Source organism: Rhizobium sp. 01N447_2, from assembly GCF_056399245.1.
The window spans coordinates 1-15,212 of record NZ_JBFTQY010000007.1 but is presented as its reverse complement, the minus strand read 5'-3'; the positions used below and the strand labels follow the sequence as shown (position 1 = coordinate 15,212).

The following is a 15,212-nucleotide window of genomic DNA, read 5'->3' as shown; positions in this document are numbered from 1 at the left end:
GCAACGGGTGGTTTACAACTAATTCCAAACAGCATCTGTGCATTTTTGAACAGAGGGTGAATTAGACAATTCTAGTCGGCGCTCCTAAAAAGCGCGAAATGGTAAGCATTTACCGTTATAACTAGGGCAGTTTCGAAGCTTCGGCAGGCCTGACAGCATTAGACAAAAGACCAATCGCATGAGGTCTGGTCTTCCCGTCGTCGAGCGTTTTGCTCGCGTTCTGCGCGAGACCCCGCTCGCAATGGCGTCAAGCCACAGCGGCGCAACGACCAGGCGAAGGTCAGATCAACCGCCGGAAGGCGATCGAGCGTGCGATTTGCGGCAGAGCTGATCCGCACCACACAAGCGAGGGTGCAAGCGACAGTTATTTCGGCTTACGCAGATCGAGAGATCCAGTCGGGAGAGGAACCACACTAGCAAGTCGTTTGCCTACCACAGTACCGATTGTCGGGGCCCCGGAAGTATTCCTGGATGCGGACTCGATTTGGCGAAGAAACAGTCCGCTATCATCTGCAAGAGATCCGATGGTAATCATCGGCTCATCGTCGACGAAAAGTATCAATCCAATGCCGGATCCAATCTTATCCTCCACCCTGCATGGCAGGACTCGCAGTACGGTCTCCGCCTTTGTCGAAAACAGGGATTTCACAAGGCCGCCAAGTGCTTCGATTTTATTGACGAACGGCCGCACGACAAGCGTGACCGCTTCTCCTTCAGATAGAGAGAGTTGGACGGAAAACTGAGCCGGCGCAGAACCGGTTGGCAGGCAAGCACTATACAGCTGAAAAATCGCGGCGCGGGCGAAATTCAACCGCGTATCATCGGATTCGGCTTCAGCGATTGATTGAAGAAAGCGTGAAGAGTTCACTGCCGCAATCCCTGTTTTGAATCGGGTAGCCCGATGATGATTCAATTTACAATATCGCATCTGGGAGCGAGCCGTCGGCATTATTCATATTACCAAATGCCGACCTGCGAAAATCTCCGGTTTGTCCCCGATATCCTGGATATACCGCGAATGTTTGGCGAAGCTGGAGATCCAGTTTAGATCGCAAGAAAATATGGAGGCATTTAGGTCAATACTCTGACGTGTTGAGATCGCTCTCAGTCGTCAGTTAGTATGCGACGATGTTGCAGACAATGCCCCTAGGGGAAAGAACGCGTAACCATCCCGGTTCGCAGGCGCTTCCGCTCGTCGTTCACGCATATTTTCTTCTTGAGCAACATGCTACATGTTGTTGGCGGCCAGCAATTCGAATGACAACACCCCGTGCTGTACCCGGTCCACGCCCGAGACGACAAGTGTGCTGGACGGCGGAATGGCTCGGTCGGCCCTAATTTTGTAGCTTGAGGGCGGCGTCGCGCAGAGCCTGCCAAGCGGGGCTGCCATCATTATGGATGTCGAATTTGTCGTAATCGTCCTGGGGATAGAGGCCCGAGTCCTGTGTGCTGACGAGCCGCCAGACCACCCAGCCTCCGCAATCCGACGTGGCGATCGTGTTCAGCCAAATTCCATAGGCATTTGCCTKATCGGCATCGGATCGCGGAACTCCAAATTCCTCCAGGATTACGGGTTTCCCGACATCTCGTCCGATCGCGCAGTATTCGCGAATGCGGGCATCGAAATCGGAATGGCTCATTTTGGCGTAGGATGGGTAGCCATGCCACGTGCCGAAATCGACGCTCGGAATGTCCATATCCGACAGCTTCTGATCCATATTCCCATGGCCGGTCGTTACGAGCTGTTTCGGTGCCAGGGATTTGACATAGGCTGACATTTCCGACACCCAGTCATGAAGGAGCGGTTTGGGATGGATGTCAGGTTCGTTGGCCAGATCCCAGGCAAATATGGTGGGGTCATCGGAATAGCGCACACCAGTAATCGTGTTGACGCGCGACAGAACATGCCGAACCCATTCCTTGTAATCGCGTCGGGTTCGCGGATCAGCGGCAAAAAAGGTGTATTTGTCCGAACTCCCGTACCAGGCGTTCATCTGCTGGGCACCGCCCGTGTAGGCCCAGAAATCGACGAATGCGAGGATCAGCTTAAGCTTGCGCTTCGCCGCTTCCGCGATGAGGAAATCGACCTTTTGCAGACCGTCAGGTCCGTCGTTGGGAACCATCTTGTTGGTTATCGGATCCCAACTCATCATGTAGATGCCCTTGGTTCCCAGATTGCTGGAATCGGCCGTGCTTTTTGAATTCCAGATCGTCGGCACCTGGCCGTCCAGCGACCCTATAACCGGTTGCAGGAAGGTGCGCACCACATTGGCACCCATTGCCGTGGCGTCGTCCAACACGCGGGTGACCTCGGCTGAAGAGCCAAATGTCAGATAATGGTTGTTTGCGCCGGCCACGCGAAATGGCTTGCCGTCGAGCAGGAAGCCCCCCTCTTTCGTCGTGACGAAAGATTGCTGCGAAGTTGACTGGGCGTCCGCAGATCCGAGTTGAGCAGACCAACAAAGCGCCAGCGCCACAGCGCCGACAGCGAAATTCCTAAAACGGTGAATACGTCTCATGCGAAGAAACTCCCTTTCAAGCCCGTGACGCAATTCCGATTTGGTCTGTCTCGTCGAGGGAATTGCCGCATGTCGAGACACCGGCAGCCGCTGGTGGCGCGGTGGTGGACGGCGTCGCAGTGTGCCGTGTGGCCCAATACAATGCCGGGCACAGAAGCAGGCCTTCCAGTGAAACAGCGATGACCCAGAAGTTGGCTGTGCCCGCGATCCCGAATTGCGCACCACCGGCGGCGGCCGCGATCTCCAGCACCGCACCGCCGATCAGAACGAGGGTGGCAAAACCCAGGCGCCGTCGGACACGTTGAACCGCCAGATAATGATACTTCAACGCCATTCCGAAAGCGGCAACGCCCAGAAACTGGAGGTCATTTCCTGCAATCGCAGCATAGGCCGGATTGAATATCCAGAGCATGAAGCGCGACAGGAAGAGGAACGCCAAGGCGGTCGCAGCGCAGACGAGCATCGACAAGCCGAGCGACAGGCGCAGGCGCGAAGGAAATAGCTCCGGCTCCCGCACAGCGATGGCAAACAACACCGAGGCGAGTGACGCAGGGACGAGAAGCGCAACGTTCAGCACCGTCCAGGCGGCATAGAAGGCGGCGTTGATCTCAGCCGACAGCATCACGGTGACGACGACGGGCAGCAGCAGCGCTGGCGCCTGAACAGCCATGCTGAGCGCATGATGGCCAAAAACCTGTCCGAGCACCGGTCGGAAGGCGTGGGTCTCCGGCCGGTGGAAAACGCGCCTGCCGGCATAAACAAGAAGCCCGGCCACGACGACCAGCGAGACAAGCTGCCCGGCAAACCAGGTGGTGAAGATCGCCAGTCCGCTGGTCGCCCGGCCAAGTGTCAGGCCGAGAGCGATCAGCAAAAGAAGCTTGCTGGCGGCAAAGACGACATTCCGGGTCAGTTGAAGGCCGCTGCGCAAAAGGCCAACCAGGGCTTGGTCGAGCACGAGGGTCACGGCCGTCAGAGCGCAACCAGCGACGAAGAAGAGATCGCTCGCGGAGGAGCCGACGATCGAGCCAAGCTGCGTCGATGTACGGGCTGCGATAACAAGATAGATCAGCCCGACGACGATGGAGGCGCTGAACGAGGCCAGGAGGGCGCCCGTCAGAAAAGGGCCTGCTCTCTTCTGACGGCCTATCTCGCCCATCAGGAAGGGCCCGAGACCGACTTCACCGAGATTCGCGAGGAGATTCATCAATGATATGGCGGCGGCGGCGAGCCCGACAGCTTCGGCCGAGAAGGATCGCGCCGCCAACCACCAGTAGACGAAGCCGAGAATGGCCGTCATCAACGTTCCAAGGCCCAGCATGCCTGCATTGAGGAGCAAAACCGCCTGATTCATCAGAAGACTGCGGACCTTGGCAATGGCGGCGCTGACGGTCATCATGCTTATTCCACCGGTTCGAGAGCGCGAGCAGGAACGGAGGTGAACGGTCGCTTAAGGGCAGCGCGGGTCCGCCCGAGAACGAAGCCGGCTGCGGTGGCCGCCAGGCCGGCGCCCAGCGCCACGACCCGCAGAAGGCCGCTCGGCTGGCCAAGCAACACATCCGCCAGTCCCCGCATAACCCCTTGGGGCAATGTCCTCGTCATATAGGTCTTTTCCGACGCCAGCGCCTCGCCGGAGCCTGCCATCAACGATAGGCTGGCCTTTGAAAGCCCTTCGGCCCAGCATCGGTGAAGGAAATATTTCCACGTCGCGCGATCGGCGGGTATGGCGTGATCGCTGCCGCTCGACGGCTCGAAGACGAAACGGCCATGCGGCAAGGCCTTGGTTGCACGGATGCAGAGTTCGGTTTCCTCGCATCCGAGCGGCAAAGCCTTGGCTGTTCGACCCAAGCCGGAATCGAAGCCGCCCGTATGATCGAAGACGTCTCGGCGGATGCACATCGACGCGCCGATGAGATTGCGCACCGGCCCGGGATGAAGGCCGCGATAGGTGCAGCCGAGGGTCCACAGGAATTCGTTGGGGAACCAGGACGGACGGTCTGTTTCCCACAACGGGCGGATCGCGGACACGGCGCCCAGAACCGAGGGATCCTCCAGTTGCCGCACCAGGGTCGCCAGCAAATCTTGGTCCGACACGGCGTCGTCGTCGAGAAACAGGATGACCTCGCCACGGCTGACAGAAATCCCGGTGTTGCGGGCACCGGAGAGGCCAGGCGGATGAATATTCTCGACGATCCTGACCGGGGTTTCGAAGCGCTTAGCGCGCAGTCGCAGCGCGAGCGCCGGATTGTGATCGACGATGACGACGATCTCGTCCGCGGCCGGGACTTGGCGCGCTGCCGCCTCGATTGCTTTGTTGAGGATGTCCCAGCGCTTGTCGGAATAGCAGCAGATGACGATTGCCGTCGTGAGCTTGCCGGGCACGGGGTGCTGGAGATTATCCATTTTTCATCTCCGGATCAGCGAATTGAAGGCTTATTCCGGTGGATGCCGGGGACTGGAGTGGGTCGATGGTCATCCAGACTTTGCGGTAGATCGTTCCCCTGTCGCYGCCCTTGAAGAGCCAGGCTTCCAGCCGTGCGGGAGGGCGCGTTCTTGTCGGTACGGAGAATTCGAAGGTTTGGCTGGAGGAAGGCGCCAGTTCGAAGGTTGGCATCTTTCCAATCAGCGTGCCGCCCAGAACAAGGTCAAGACTGTAAACCGTCTTGGCGTCTTCCGAATTGCGCACGCCGACCGTTACCACATTGTTCGTCCAGTTCCATTTGGGCACCATCCAAAGCTCGGTGAAATGAAACGGCTTGCGTTCAAGCGCGACCGGGCGCGCCACGAGGACGGAACTCGTCGCCAAGATCATGGAAGCTGCGAAGGTCAAAAAACGGCGGCCGGGCCAAGCCCAGGGAATGGCCGGAACCGGCCTTGCGAGCTGCAAAACGACATTCAGCCACCGAACGGCGAAAGTCGTCAGGCCCAGCGCGTATACCCAGCCTCGCGCATCGAGATGCCCGACGACATGCAGCAGAAGCCCACAAAAAATGCAGGCCGCGAAGCTCAGGAACACCGAGAGCGTCCCCCGCGTGACCATATCGCCCTCTATGCGCAGGCTGTCCACCAGCATGCGGCCCGGGAAATACAGTATCAGCGGCGCGCAGAGCGCCAGGCGGACCGCCTTCTCCCAGGTCGAAAAGGTTTCGGGCAGCCACGTTACGGCCAAGGCAGCGGCAAGAACCCACAGCGGAAGGATTCCCAGAAAGACACGGCGGGCCATCATCGGGGACGAGCTCCTGCATCCGCCCATGCCGTTGCGCCGATGATCTGAGCGGCGCCCGGGTTCACCTTCATGAGCTTCTGGCGGATCACGTTCGGGTCGAAGGATTTCTGGACGAGATGAACGATCTTGCTGTCCAGCCGGCTCAGAGTGAGGCCGAGGCGGCTATGGATCTGCGTCAGATAGGCCCCGCGCGCATCGCGCATCGTCGGCGACCGGTGCATCACATCAAGCAGAAAAACGGAATAGAGCGTCCATTCCCCGAACCGTGTCTGGTCTTTGGACGCGCTCAGACCCTTGAGCAGCTCGACGTAGGGTTTTGAGCCGTATTTCGACGCGATGTAGTCATTCAGCGCGATGAGCCATTCGCGCTTGAAGCAGAAGAAATCGTTGATGAAATCGACGTAGCGAAAAGACCGGGCCGGCTCGACGCCGAGGATCTTTGCAACATTGCGCAACCGTTTCTTCTCGAAACGGTAGTGCAGATCGGGAAGCCTGTGGCTGGAATAATAGAGAACCGGCTCGCGCCGGTCGATCAGGTCGGTCGTCGCGATGGGCCGCAGCAGCAGTGTATCCGCACCGAGATTACAGAAATGCTCGGTCCGGCAGAATTCGAAGGCGCGCAGCTTGATGATCTGTTGCCGAAACCAGCCGGGAAGTTCCAGTTCGCTGGCCGAAAGCCAGTCGTTGTCGCCGGTGACGGCGGCGCCAGGCACGAGACCCTTCGCGTCGAGGAAGGCTCTTAAAGCGGCCGGGTTGTCGGTGACCATGGTCAGGTTTCCCTTGTCGGGGAAATGCTGCTGGTAGGAGCGAAGGGACGCTTCGAGCAAATATTCGATGTCCCGCGAATGGACGCACATGAAAGCGTCGATACGGCTATCGATCATTGCAAATCTCCGTCTGTTCGTTCCAAGGATTGCACCGGCTCTCCGGTCCGCTTACCAGGGACGGCGGGCTGCCGTGCTTTCCCGAGCCGCCCGACGTCGAAAATGACCATGAAGCCGTTGTCGAAGGTGCGGTCGACATCGGGCTCGGAATTGAACTTGAGCAGCGACGACGACTGGAGGGGGACCGTGTGGTTTCGGTCCTGCGCGCCGCCGTCGAAATAGACGCCGACGCCGGGCAGGCCGGTGGTCAAGCGCAGGTCGACCATGACGAAACCGACGCCCGAGCCGATCAGCAGCTTGCGTTCCATCGGGCCGAGATCGGCTGCGGTGATGGCCATGCTTGTATCCTGCCCACTCTCAAGCGTGGTCGAGACCCTTTGCCGGCCGTAGGTGGACAGGAGCAGGCGATTGATCCGGTCGGCTGCGAAATGCTGGCCGCCCAACCATCGCCTGGTCCACCTTGCGGCGCTGATCCCCATCGGTTCTATCGACGAGGAGTCGGCCGACACTTCATAGCCGGCGGGAACTAGGATACGTGGTCCCTCGGAGCTGATGACACCAGCAATCAGCACCGTCGTTGCGGCGGCGGCAAGCGCCGTTGCGCGCAGCCAGCCACGTGACGTGCCGTGCCAGAACGCCGCAACGGCCACTGCGACGACAATTGCGACGCCGAGGAAGGATAGCGAGCCGATGCGGTTGCCAATCTCCCACCCACTGCGCGTCAGGCGGAAGATGATACTGACGGGATAGGCCAGGGTCACCAAAACAAGGATCTGGAGAAGGCTTGACCGCCATAGGCGCCATCTGGTCGGCGGCCAGAGGATGCTCGCATTCCGGTGCTGCCCGTTGAAAACGAGCGAGCGGAGAAAGCCGGTGAGAAGTCCCAGGCAGATCAGCGCGACGCCCGCCATCGTCAGGTAACGTTGCCAAGCAGGCGCCAAGGCTCCCGTGTCCGACACGAAAAGCTTACGCGTCGAGGTCGAACTCGATACGAGTTGCGCTACCTCGTGTATGCCGCCTTCCAGGACGGGAAGGATGTAGCTGCCGGTGGGGTTTCCGACGATCTTCGACCAGGCGACCGGAGCAATCACGGCGATCGAGGCCAGCAGGATCGCCCGCCGCTTCTGCATAGCGGACGCGCCCTGTCTCAGGCATTCCATCACCGCCGTGCCGCACAAAAGGGCCGTGCAAAAATAGGAGGTGAGATGATGAGTAGCCGCGAGCGCCAGGATCAGGACCACGGTGGCGACGACCGTCGGCCAGCCTGCCGCGTCGCTTGGCTCCATGCGTCGGCTTTCCGAAGCCAACAGCACCGCCGCAAGCATGGGGATCGCCAGGCTTTCATAGGAGTAGTGGACGTCGAACAGCAAAAACGTGGACGAGCCCATGTAAATCAGGCAGGCGATGGAGGCGATCCGTGCAGAATCCGTGATCTTCTCAAAGAGCAGGAATAGCGCAAGCATCAGCATCATCCGTGCCGTCGCCAACACGATGAGGCCTGCCGCGAAGACGGACAGTCCGGACAGGTTGACCAAAGCGGACGTTATGAGCTCTAGCCCAGGATAAAGGGGGCTGACCGGCAAAAGGGGATTGGGCAGGAACAGTCGCCCCGCCTCCAGAATGTCGTTCACCGTCGCCCAGTGCAGGAATTCGTCATGGTCTATGAAGGCGACGGGCGCGCGGATGACGCGCACCACGAAGAGGGCTGAGGTCACGATCACTATGAGCGCCAGGCGCTCCAGGCGGCTGGCGCGCGGATGGATGATTCGCGCCGCCGCGGGGAGAAAGATCACAGCGATTGCGCAATAAAACGTCGGAACCGCCCAGCCCTCTCCCAGCCGACTGGCGTTTGCAGCAAGAGCGGCCACAACAAGGGCGCAGCTGCATAGGAAGGCAAAGACCGRCGACATCCCCAGCGACGAAGGATCGGCAACACCTCCGACCGCGCTGTCTTGCCTGCGCAGGCCCAGAAACGCGGCGATCCACAGATCGACACGTGGAATGGCAACGCTTCCTGCATAGCCATGACGATAAGCTCCGTCCTGGTAGGCCTTCTGCTCATCTGGAGAAGTCCGCCCCTTAACAACGGTCATCGTGCTTCAAATCTCCAAGCAGTGCTGGACCGGTTCGCAGTTCAGGCTGCGGATGCGAAAGTACGCGCCTGTACACCATCAGCAGCCGGTCCGTGCAATCGTCCCAGTCCGGCAATCTCGTCTCAATTGAGATCGGCCCCGCGTCCATGGCGGCGAGCATTTCACGCGCGGTGAAGTCTGGCGAAGCGTTGAGCGGAATGGATCGCACGAGGCCCTCCTCAGCCAGCTCCCGAAAGCCGGATGTGTCGGTGGTCAGTACGGGAGCCTTGACCGAAAGCGCCTCCATAACCGCCACGGGGTGAGCTTCATAATCGCTGAGGAGCACGACAAGAGCGGCCGAAGACAAAAGATCGGCCATCGCGGACCGGTCGGTCGGCGGAATTACCCCGATCTCGACACGKTTGCCGAGCCCGAGTTCGGCCACCTGCTGGCGCAGCTTCGCCTCATAGGGCCCTTCTCCCAGGATCCGAAGGCGCATATCGGGGAATTTTGTTGCCAGCACATTAAATGCAGCAAGCGCCCGATGATGACCTTTATAACGCTCCAGCCTGCCGAGCGAGACAATCAGCGGCCTATCGTGAGGTGAAGCCGGTCGCCGCCCGGACGCTTCCGGCAGGCGCGCGCCATTGGGGATAACGATGAACCGGTCTCTCGCGATTGCCATATTCTGGCTGAATAGATCCGCTTCGAATCGCGACACGCCAATGAGCTGCGCTGCCCTAGCAGCCAGAGGCGCAAGCATTCTATGTTGGAAGCGCCGGACCGAGGACCGAAATCGTGACGAATGGCCACCGCTGTGAAAGGTCACCACGAAGGGAAGCCCCTTGCGCGATGCGGCGGCCATTCCCAACGGTGCCAGGAAGGTGTGGTAGCCCTGAACATGCATCAGGTCCCAATCCCCTTCGGCAACCGCCCTGAAGACGCCGGGGGCGAAGCACCAATCCCGCCCGCGGGGAAACGTCTTCAGCCTGACAATCTGCACGCCGTCTCGGGTTTCCACTGCCGGAAGAAGGCCGTCGGGATTGCCCGTCAATACCGTCACCGTATGCCCCTTGCGCACGAGCCGGGTTGCGACCTCGCTTACATGGGTTTCCGTCCCTCCGGCAAAAGGCAGGTATCTCGCGCTGAGCATCAAGATGCGCATCATGCGGCCTCGCCAATTAATCCAGACCTCAGGAAATGCTCTGCTCGAGGACTTGGACGCCGGTCGGTGTACTGACGCGTTCTCGGAAGATCGTCTTCAGCACGCGCCAGCCATCCGGAAGCGCACGCAGATTGCTGACGCCGAAGACGCGCTCCGATTCAAAGCTCGCGACCTCCATGATTTTGAGCTTGTTCTTCAGGGCCCGCAAATTGATCAGCGTCTCGATTTCGAAGCCGTCGCAATCGGCACGCAGCAAGGGAACATGCCGTTTCCAAAAGCCCATATAGCCGTAGCACAGGTCGCTGAAAGAGCTGCCATAGAGCATCCGGACCAGCAGGGTCAGACCCAGATTGCCGAAACGGCGGATGACCGTCATGTCGCTGGTGCCGCCACCCTGCATAAAGCGCGAACCCTTGACGAAATCYGCACCTGCAACAAGAGCCGCGACGAACAAGATGATTTCGTAAGGATCCATCGATCCGTCGGCATCAAGCATCACGATCATATCACCAGATGCGGCTTCGAAGCCCGTCCGCAATGCGATACCTTTGCCCTTCTTGGGCTGAAGTACGATCTTGACATCGTCGCGCATGCTTCGCGCTATATCCGGCGTTCCGTCTGTCGATCGCCCATCGACGATGATGATTTCATGCACCCATGTCGGTATGCGGGGCAAAAGCAGCTTAATGTTTTCCGCTTCGTTCAAGGTTGGAATGACGAGTGAGGTCCTTGGCAAATTGAACATCGGACCTTGGACCGGCATTGAGGAATGCGAGGATTCTAAAGCTTCGATTGTAGACATAAGCTCTCCATGGCGTTTTGGACCGCGTGACAAATCGCAAATCGACGATGCCCCTGAGCTCTTTGGCCGAGAGGAGGATTAAACTCTCCCACTCGGGAGGAGTATCTGGTTAAGCCCTCAATGTACTTTGATCAGATCGCCAGGCTGTAAGACCGTTTCTTCGGTCGCAGGTTCGACGATGACACCATTCGGTCCAGGCCGAACGATTTCGAATTCAACATCGGCGCTATCGTTCGACGATACCATGGACTGGAAAATTTCAAGATCGCTCTCGGTCGTCTGCAACGCCGTGGATAGGCCTCTTTCAGCATCCGCTGCCGACTTTTCGATCTCGATCTTGCGTTCGATACGATCGCGCTCAACGTCCTGTTTTGCTGCCGCCAGCCGTTGCTTTGCGCTCTCGACATCGATGACGGCTTGCTGCTTTCGATCTTCCGACTCGGTCAGTTCGCTTTGTGCCCTTGTCAACTCAATGCTGGTGACAAGTTTGTTTTTGGCCAAATTCTCGATACTTGCCAGCCGATCCTGACGGACCCGAATGGTGGCATCATAATTGCCGACGCGTGCCTGACGCAGATCGAGATCGGTCTGAGCATCGGCAACAGATTTTGCGTAAGCACTGCTCTGCGCATCCTTGCTCGTCGTTACCAACTGGCGCTGCCATGTCTCATCATCCAGCAATCGTTGAGCATCGGGATCGGGACCGAGAACAGGTGTGCCAATGCTGGCAATTTGTACGGAATCGCGCTTCGCCCTGAGCACCTCGGTTCGCGACGCAAGCCGCTTCAGATCGGCCAGCCCAACTTTCAACCGCTCGATCTGGCGAGTAATTTCCACACTCTGCCATGGCTCAATAGTCTTCGCCGCCATGCCACCCGCTTGCGCAACGGCATGCAGAACAGTCATGCCATCAACATATCGAAACGAGCCAGGATTACGAACCGGGCCGGTAATATAAATAGGCTGGTGCTCAATCTTGACGATATTCACGAACCCCTTTCTGCCGACCAAACTTTCGTACGACGGCAGAATTATCGCCTCCACATCCGCGGGAGGAAGCCCTCGAACCGGGAAGCGTCCCAATAGCGGAACCGAAATCGTTCCGTCCGCTTCAACGACGTATTCGCCAGTGAGCTCGGGCCGCTGGTAAAAGTTCCAGGGAACCGTTCCCTGTGAGCCCGTCCAGCGATCTTCTACGGAGGCCAGGCTTTCGTAAAATGCGAGATTCAATTTATCGCCTGAGCGAAGAACGTCACGCAACAATTGCGGCTGCCGGGCCAAAGTCTCACCAGATGTCACAACCGAGACCGGTTCCGTGGGCGCAGGTAACTCTTCTGCCGCCGGCGTCAATGGAACAATTGCCGCAAATACCACGCACAGTATTGTTTGATTCAGGCGAGAACCACTTCTCAGCCTATATTCAGACATAGCTGGAGATATTATTTGCGAAAGCTTCATGTTTCAAATTTCCGGCTTGAAAAGGTACTAATCTCCTCGGATCTCTTTAAGGTTAACATAATATTAACCATATTCAATAGTACTTAAGCAGAATTAATATATCCTCCAAGAAACCTCAGAGCCTGCCTCGAAAAGAATTCAATGAATGTAGTATCTTGCCAGGCGTCGGGTGAGGATGCTGATGTAAGCGATGATGATCCAGGCTTCGGCCGAAACGGTTGATTTTTCCTCAACGCTTGCCCCGGCACCAACCATGAAAACCGTACTATCCGCAAACATGGGGGCGAACTCCTTTTGCTCGTATAATCGAAGAAGTTCGCGGGGAAGTCTTAGCCATGGTCTGTTAAGCCACGGGGGTTTTTACTGTGCGAGTTTGAACGGCGTCGCATCGGCCTTCTGCCATAGCGATGATGACGGGATGGCAGGTGCGGAAAATTGCGCAATTCATTATTGGTTTTTGAACAGAGGGGGACCGCGATGAACAATCCACCGCAGTTTACGTGGGACGATCTGCAGTTTTTTCTAGCCGTCGCCCGCACTGGACAGCTGTCGACGGCGGCCCGCCAGCTGCGCTCCAGCCATGCCACCGTCTCGCGCCGCATCGACCGGCTGGAGTTCACCCTCAAGGTCAAGCTGTTCGAGCGCAATCCGCGCGGCTACGTGCTGACTGCCATGGGCACGCGCTTCGTCGAGACGGCCGAGAAGATGGAGCAGGAGACCGAACGGCTGCGTGCCGACCTCGCCGACGGCTCAATGGCGCAGCGCGGCCTCGTGCGGCTCAGCGCGCCGGAGGGTTTTGCCAATTTCTTCTTCGCAACCGTCTTGCCGCAGTTTGCCGCCCAGCATCCGCACCTGGCGCTCGAACTGGTGACGATCCAGCAGATCATGTCGCTGTCGCGCAAGGAGGCCGATCTTTCCGTCGTGCTCGACGAACCGAAGGGCGGGGCTTATTTCGCCGAGAAGCTGACGGATTATCACCTGCAGGTCTACGGCTCGCGCGATTATCTGGCCAAGGCGCCCGACATCAACTCCCGCGAAGACCTGCTCAGCCATCCCTTCGTCAGCTATATCGAGGAAATGATCTTCGCGCCGGGCCTCGATTACCTTGGCGACGTGCACCCGCGCATCAAGCCGCAATTCCAGAGCTCGAGCATCTTTGCGCAGCTGACCGCCACGAGAAACGGCCTCGGCCTCTGCATCCTGCCCTATTTCTTCGCCAGCCGTTATCCCGAACTCGTGCGCGTGCTGCCAGACGAGATCGACCTCAAGCGCCATTACTGGATCACCTGCCACCGCGACCTGAAACAGGCGCCGCGCGTGCGCGCCGTCATCGATTTCCTGCGCGAGGCGGTGCGCGGCGAGGATGCACGCTTCGTGCCGCCCTATGTCACTGCCGCCGGCCCGGCGCGCCGGACAAGAGCGGACGTTTAGATCATGAGTGGCGTCATGCCAGCTATTTCAGGAATTCGGCCCGGTGCGGAGTGAATGCATCGATCAGCCGGCCCTTTTCCAGCGCCTTGACGCCGTGGATGAGATTGGGGGGCACGATGAAGCTGCCGCCCTGCTTGAGCACCTCGGTCCGGCCATCGATCGTCACTTCGAAACTGCCTTCGGCGACATAGCTCGCCTGGATGTGCGGATGCGAATGGGCCGCACCCACGGCGCCGCTTTCGAAGGCCACTTCCACCATCATCATCTCGGGCAGATAGGTCATGATGCGCCTGACGACGCCGGGCTCGGGATTGACCCATTCGGCGCCTTCGGCCGATACGAACAGATCGCTTGACGACATTTCCGCCTCCTCGTTCCAGAATCGATCCCGGGCAAAGTGGATCATGCCGACGCTTTTGAAAAGATGGCGTGGCCCGTCTTTTCGGTGCGACCACCTTCTGTTGACGCGGTCGGCTGGCGGGTCTATGGCCAACTTGAGCGAGGCAAGCTGAGGAGACACCGCCATGCAGCATACGCGCGAAGTTTTCGACTGGGCCGATCCGTTCCGCCTGGTGGAGCAGCTGACCAGCGAAGAGCGCATGGTGCAGGACACCGCCCACGCCTATGCGCAGGAAAAGCTTGCGCCCCGCGTTCTCGACGCCTTCCGCAATGAAAAGACCGATCCTGAGATCTTCCGCGAAATGGGCGAACTCGGCCTGCTCGGCCCGACGATTTCGCCGGATTATGGCGGCGCCGGCCTCGGTTACGTCGCCTATGGCCTGATCGCCCGCGAGGTCGAAAAGGTCGATAGTGGCTATCGTTCGATGATGAGCGTCCAGTCTTCACTCGTGATGGTGCCGATCGAAACCTTCGGGTCGCAGGCGCAGAAGCTGAAATACCTGCCGAAACTCGCCACCGGCGAATGGATCGGCTGCTTCGGCCTGACCGAACCGGATCACGGCTCCGACCCCGGCTCGATGGCGACACGTGCCAAAAAGGTCGATGGCGGCTACAGCCTGACCGGCTCGAAGACCTGGATCTCCAACGCACCAATCGCCGATGTCTTCGTCGTGTGGGCAAAGACCGAGGATGGCCTCATTCGCGGCTTCATCCTCGAAAAGGGCTGGAAAGGGCTTTCGGCTCCCGCCATCCACGGCAAGGTGGGACTGCGCGCCTCGATCACCGGCGAGGTGGTGATGGACGGGGTCTTCGTGCCTGAGGAAAACCTTCTGCCTGATGTGACCGGCCTCAAGGGACCGTTCACCTGCCTCAACTCGGCCCGCTTCGGCATCGCCTGGGGCGCACTCGGTGCTGCCGAGGATTGTTATGCGAGAGCCCGGCAATATACGCTGGAGCGCAAGCAGTTCGGCCGGCCGCTTGCCGCCAACCAGCTGATCCAGAAGAAGCTCGCCGACATGGCGGCGGAGATCGCGCTCGGCCTTCAGGGCTGCCTGCGGCTTGGCCGCATGAAGGAGGACGGCCATCCGCCGGTGGAGCTGACCTCGATCCTCAAGCGCAACAGCTGCGGCAAGGCGCTGGAGATGGCGCGGGCGGCCCGCGACATGCTCGGCGGCAACGGCATCTCCGACGAATTCGGCATCGCCCGTCATCTGGTCAACCTCGAAGTGGTCAACACCTATGAGGGCACACACGACATC

14 protein-coding genes are annotated in these 15,212 nt (G+C 59.1%); 2 read left to right on the top strand and 12 right to left on the bottom strand.

Annotated features, from left to right (window positions below):
• Positions 1-364: 364 nt before the first annotated feature.
• The 11 genes from AC1ECN_RS05825 to AC1ECN_RS05775 form a co-directional block, all read right to left on the bottom strand.
• Complete coding sequence (locus AC1ECN_RS05825; protein ID WP_020397476.1) at positions 365-868, bottom strand: hypothetical protein; 504 nt, start codon at positions 866-868, stop codon at positions 365-367.
• 466 nt (positions 869-1,334) lie between these two features.
• Entirely contained in the window at positions 1,335-2,519 is a 1,185-nt protein-coding gene (locus AC1ECN_RS05820) for a glycoside hydrolase 5 family protein (RefSeq protein ID WP_477952447.1), read from the bottom strand.
• A gap of 16 nt (positions 2,520-2,535) precedes the next feature.
• Entirely contained in the window at positions 2,536-3,915 is a 1,380-nt protein-coding gene (locus AC1ECN_RS05815; RefSeq protein ID WP_164567631.1) for a polysaccharide biosynthesis protein, read from the bottom strand.
• Between the two features lie 2 nt (positions 3,916-3,917).
• Positions 3,918-4,919, bottom strand: coding sequence for a glycosyltransferase family 2 protein (locus tag AC1ECN_RS05810; RefSeq protein ID WP_024320003.1), 1,002 nt, complete (start codon positions 4,917-4,919; stop codon positions 3,918-3,920).
• Positions 4,912-5,742, bottom strand: coding sequence for a hypothetical protein (locus tag AC1ECN_RS05805; RefSeq protein ID WP_477952445.1), 831 nt, complete (start codon positions 5,740-5,742; stop codon positions 4,912-4,914). The genes AC1ECN_RS05810 and AC1ECN_RS05805 overlap by 8 nt, the downstream gene beginning before the upstream one ends.
• On the bottom strand, positions 5,739-6,626 hold the full coding sequence (locus tag AC1ECN_RS05800; RefSeq protein ID WP_024320001.1) for a DUF6492 family protein: 888 nt from the start codon (positions 6,624-6,626) through the stop codon (positions 5,739-5,741). Before AC1ECN_RS05800 ends, AC1ECN_RS05805 begins: the two co-directional genes overlap by 4 nt.
• Positions 6,623-8,719, bottom strand: a complete 2,097-nt coding sequence (locus AC1ECN_RS05795; protein WP_477952443.1) for a hypothetical protein — start codon at positions 8,717-8,719, stop codon at positions 6,623-6,625. The genes AC1ECN_RS05800 and AC1ECN_RS05795 overlap by 4 nt, the downstream gene beginning before the upstream one ends.
• The gene (locus AC1ECN_RS05790; RefSeq protein ID WP_477952441.1) at positions 8,706-9,866 is read right to left on the bottom strand and encodes a glycosyltransferase family 4 protein; all 1,161 of its coding nucleotides are present in this window, start codon (positions 9,864-9,866) and stop codon (positions 8,706-8,708) included. Before AC1ECN_RS05790 ends, AC1ECN_RS05795 begins: the two co-directional genes overlap by 14 nt.
• Before the next feature lie 25 nt (positions 9,867-9,891).
• Positions 9,892-10,608, bottom strand: a complete 717-nt coding sequence (locus AC1ECN_RS05785; protein WP_226306942.1) for a glycosyltransferase family 2 protein — start codon at positions 10,606-10,608, stop codon at positions 9,892-9,894.
• Between the two features lie 174 nt (positions 10,609-10,782).
• Positions 10,783-12,123, bottom strand: coding sequence for a polysaccharide biosynthesis/export family protein (locus AC1ECN_RS05780; protein WP_226306943.1), 1,341 nt, complete (start codon positions 12,121-12,123; stop codon positions 10,783-10,785).
• 138 nt (positions 12,124-12,261) lie between these two features.
• Positions 12,262-12,402, bottom strand: coding sequence for a hypothetical protein (locus AC1ECN_RS05775; RefSeq protein WP_018071116.1), 141 nt, complete (start codon positions 12,400-12,402; stop codon positions 12,262-12,264).
• A 198-nt stretch (positions 12,403-12,600) separates the two neighbouring features.
• Here AC1ECN_RS05775 and AC1ECN_RS05770 point away from each other — a divergent pair, with 198 nt between their 5' ends.
• Positions 12,601-13,554, top strand: a complete 954-nt coding sequence (locus AC1ECN_RS05770; RefSeq protein WP_018071115.1) for a LysR family transcriptional regulator — start codon at positions 12,601-12,603, stop codon at positions 13,552-13,554.
• A gap of 22 nt (positions 13,555-13,576) precedes the next feature.
• Here the strand turns inward: AC1ECN_RS05770 and AC1ECN_RS05765 are convergent, their stop codons facing one another.
• Positions 13,577-13,915, bottom strand: coding sequence for a cupin domain-containing protein (locus AC1ECN_RS05765; RefSeq protein WP_024319997.1), 339 nt, complete (start codon positions 13,913-13,915; stop codon positions 13,577-13,579).
• Between the two features lie 163 nt (positions 13,916-14,078).
• Here AC1ECN_RS05765 and AC1ECN_RS05760 point away from each other — a divergent pair.
• The coding region (locus tag AC1ECN_RS05760; RefSeq protein ID WP_477952440.1) for an acyl-CoA dehydrogenase at positions 14,079-15,212 on the top strand (1,134 nt) is incomplete at its 3' end.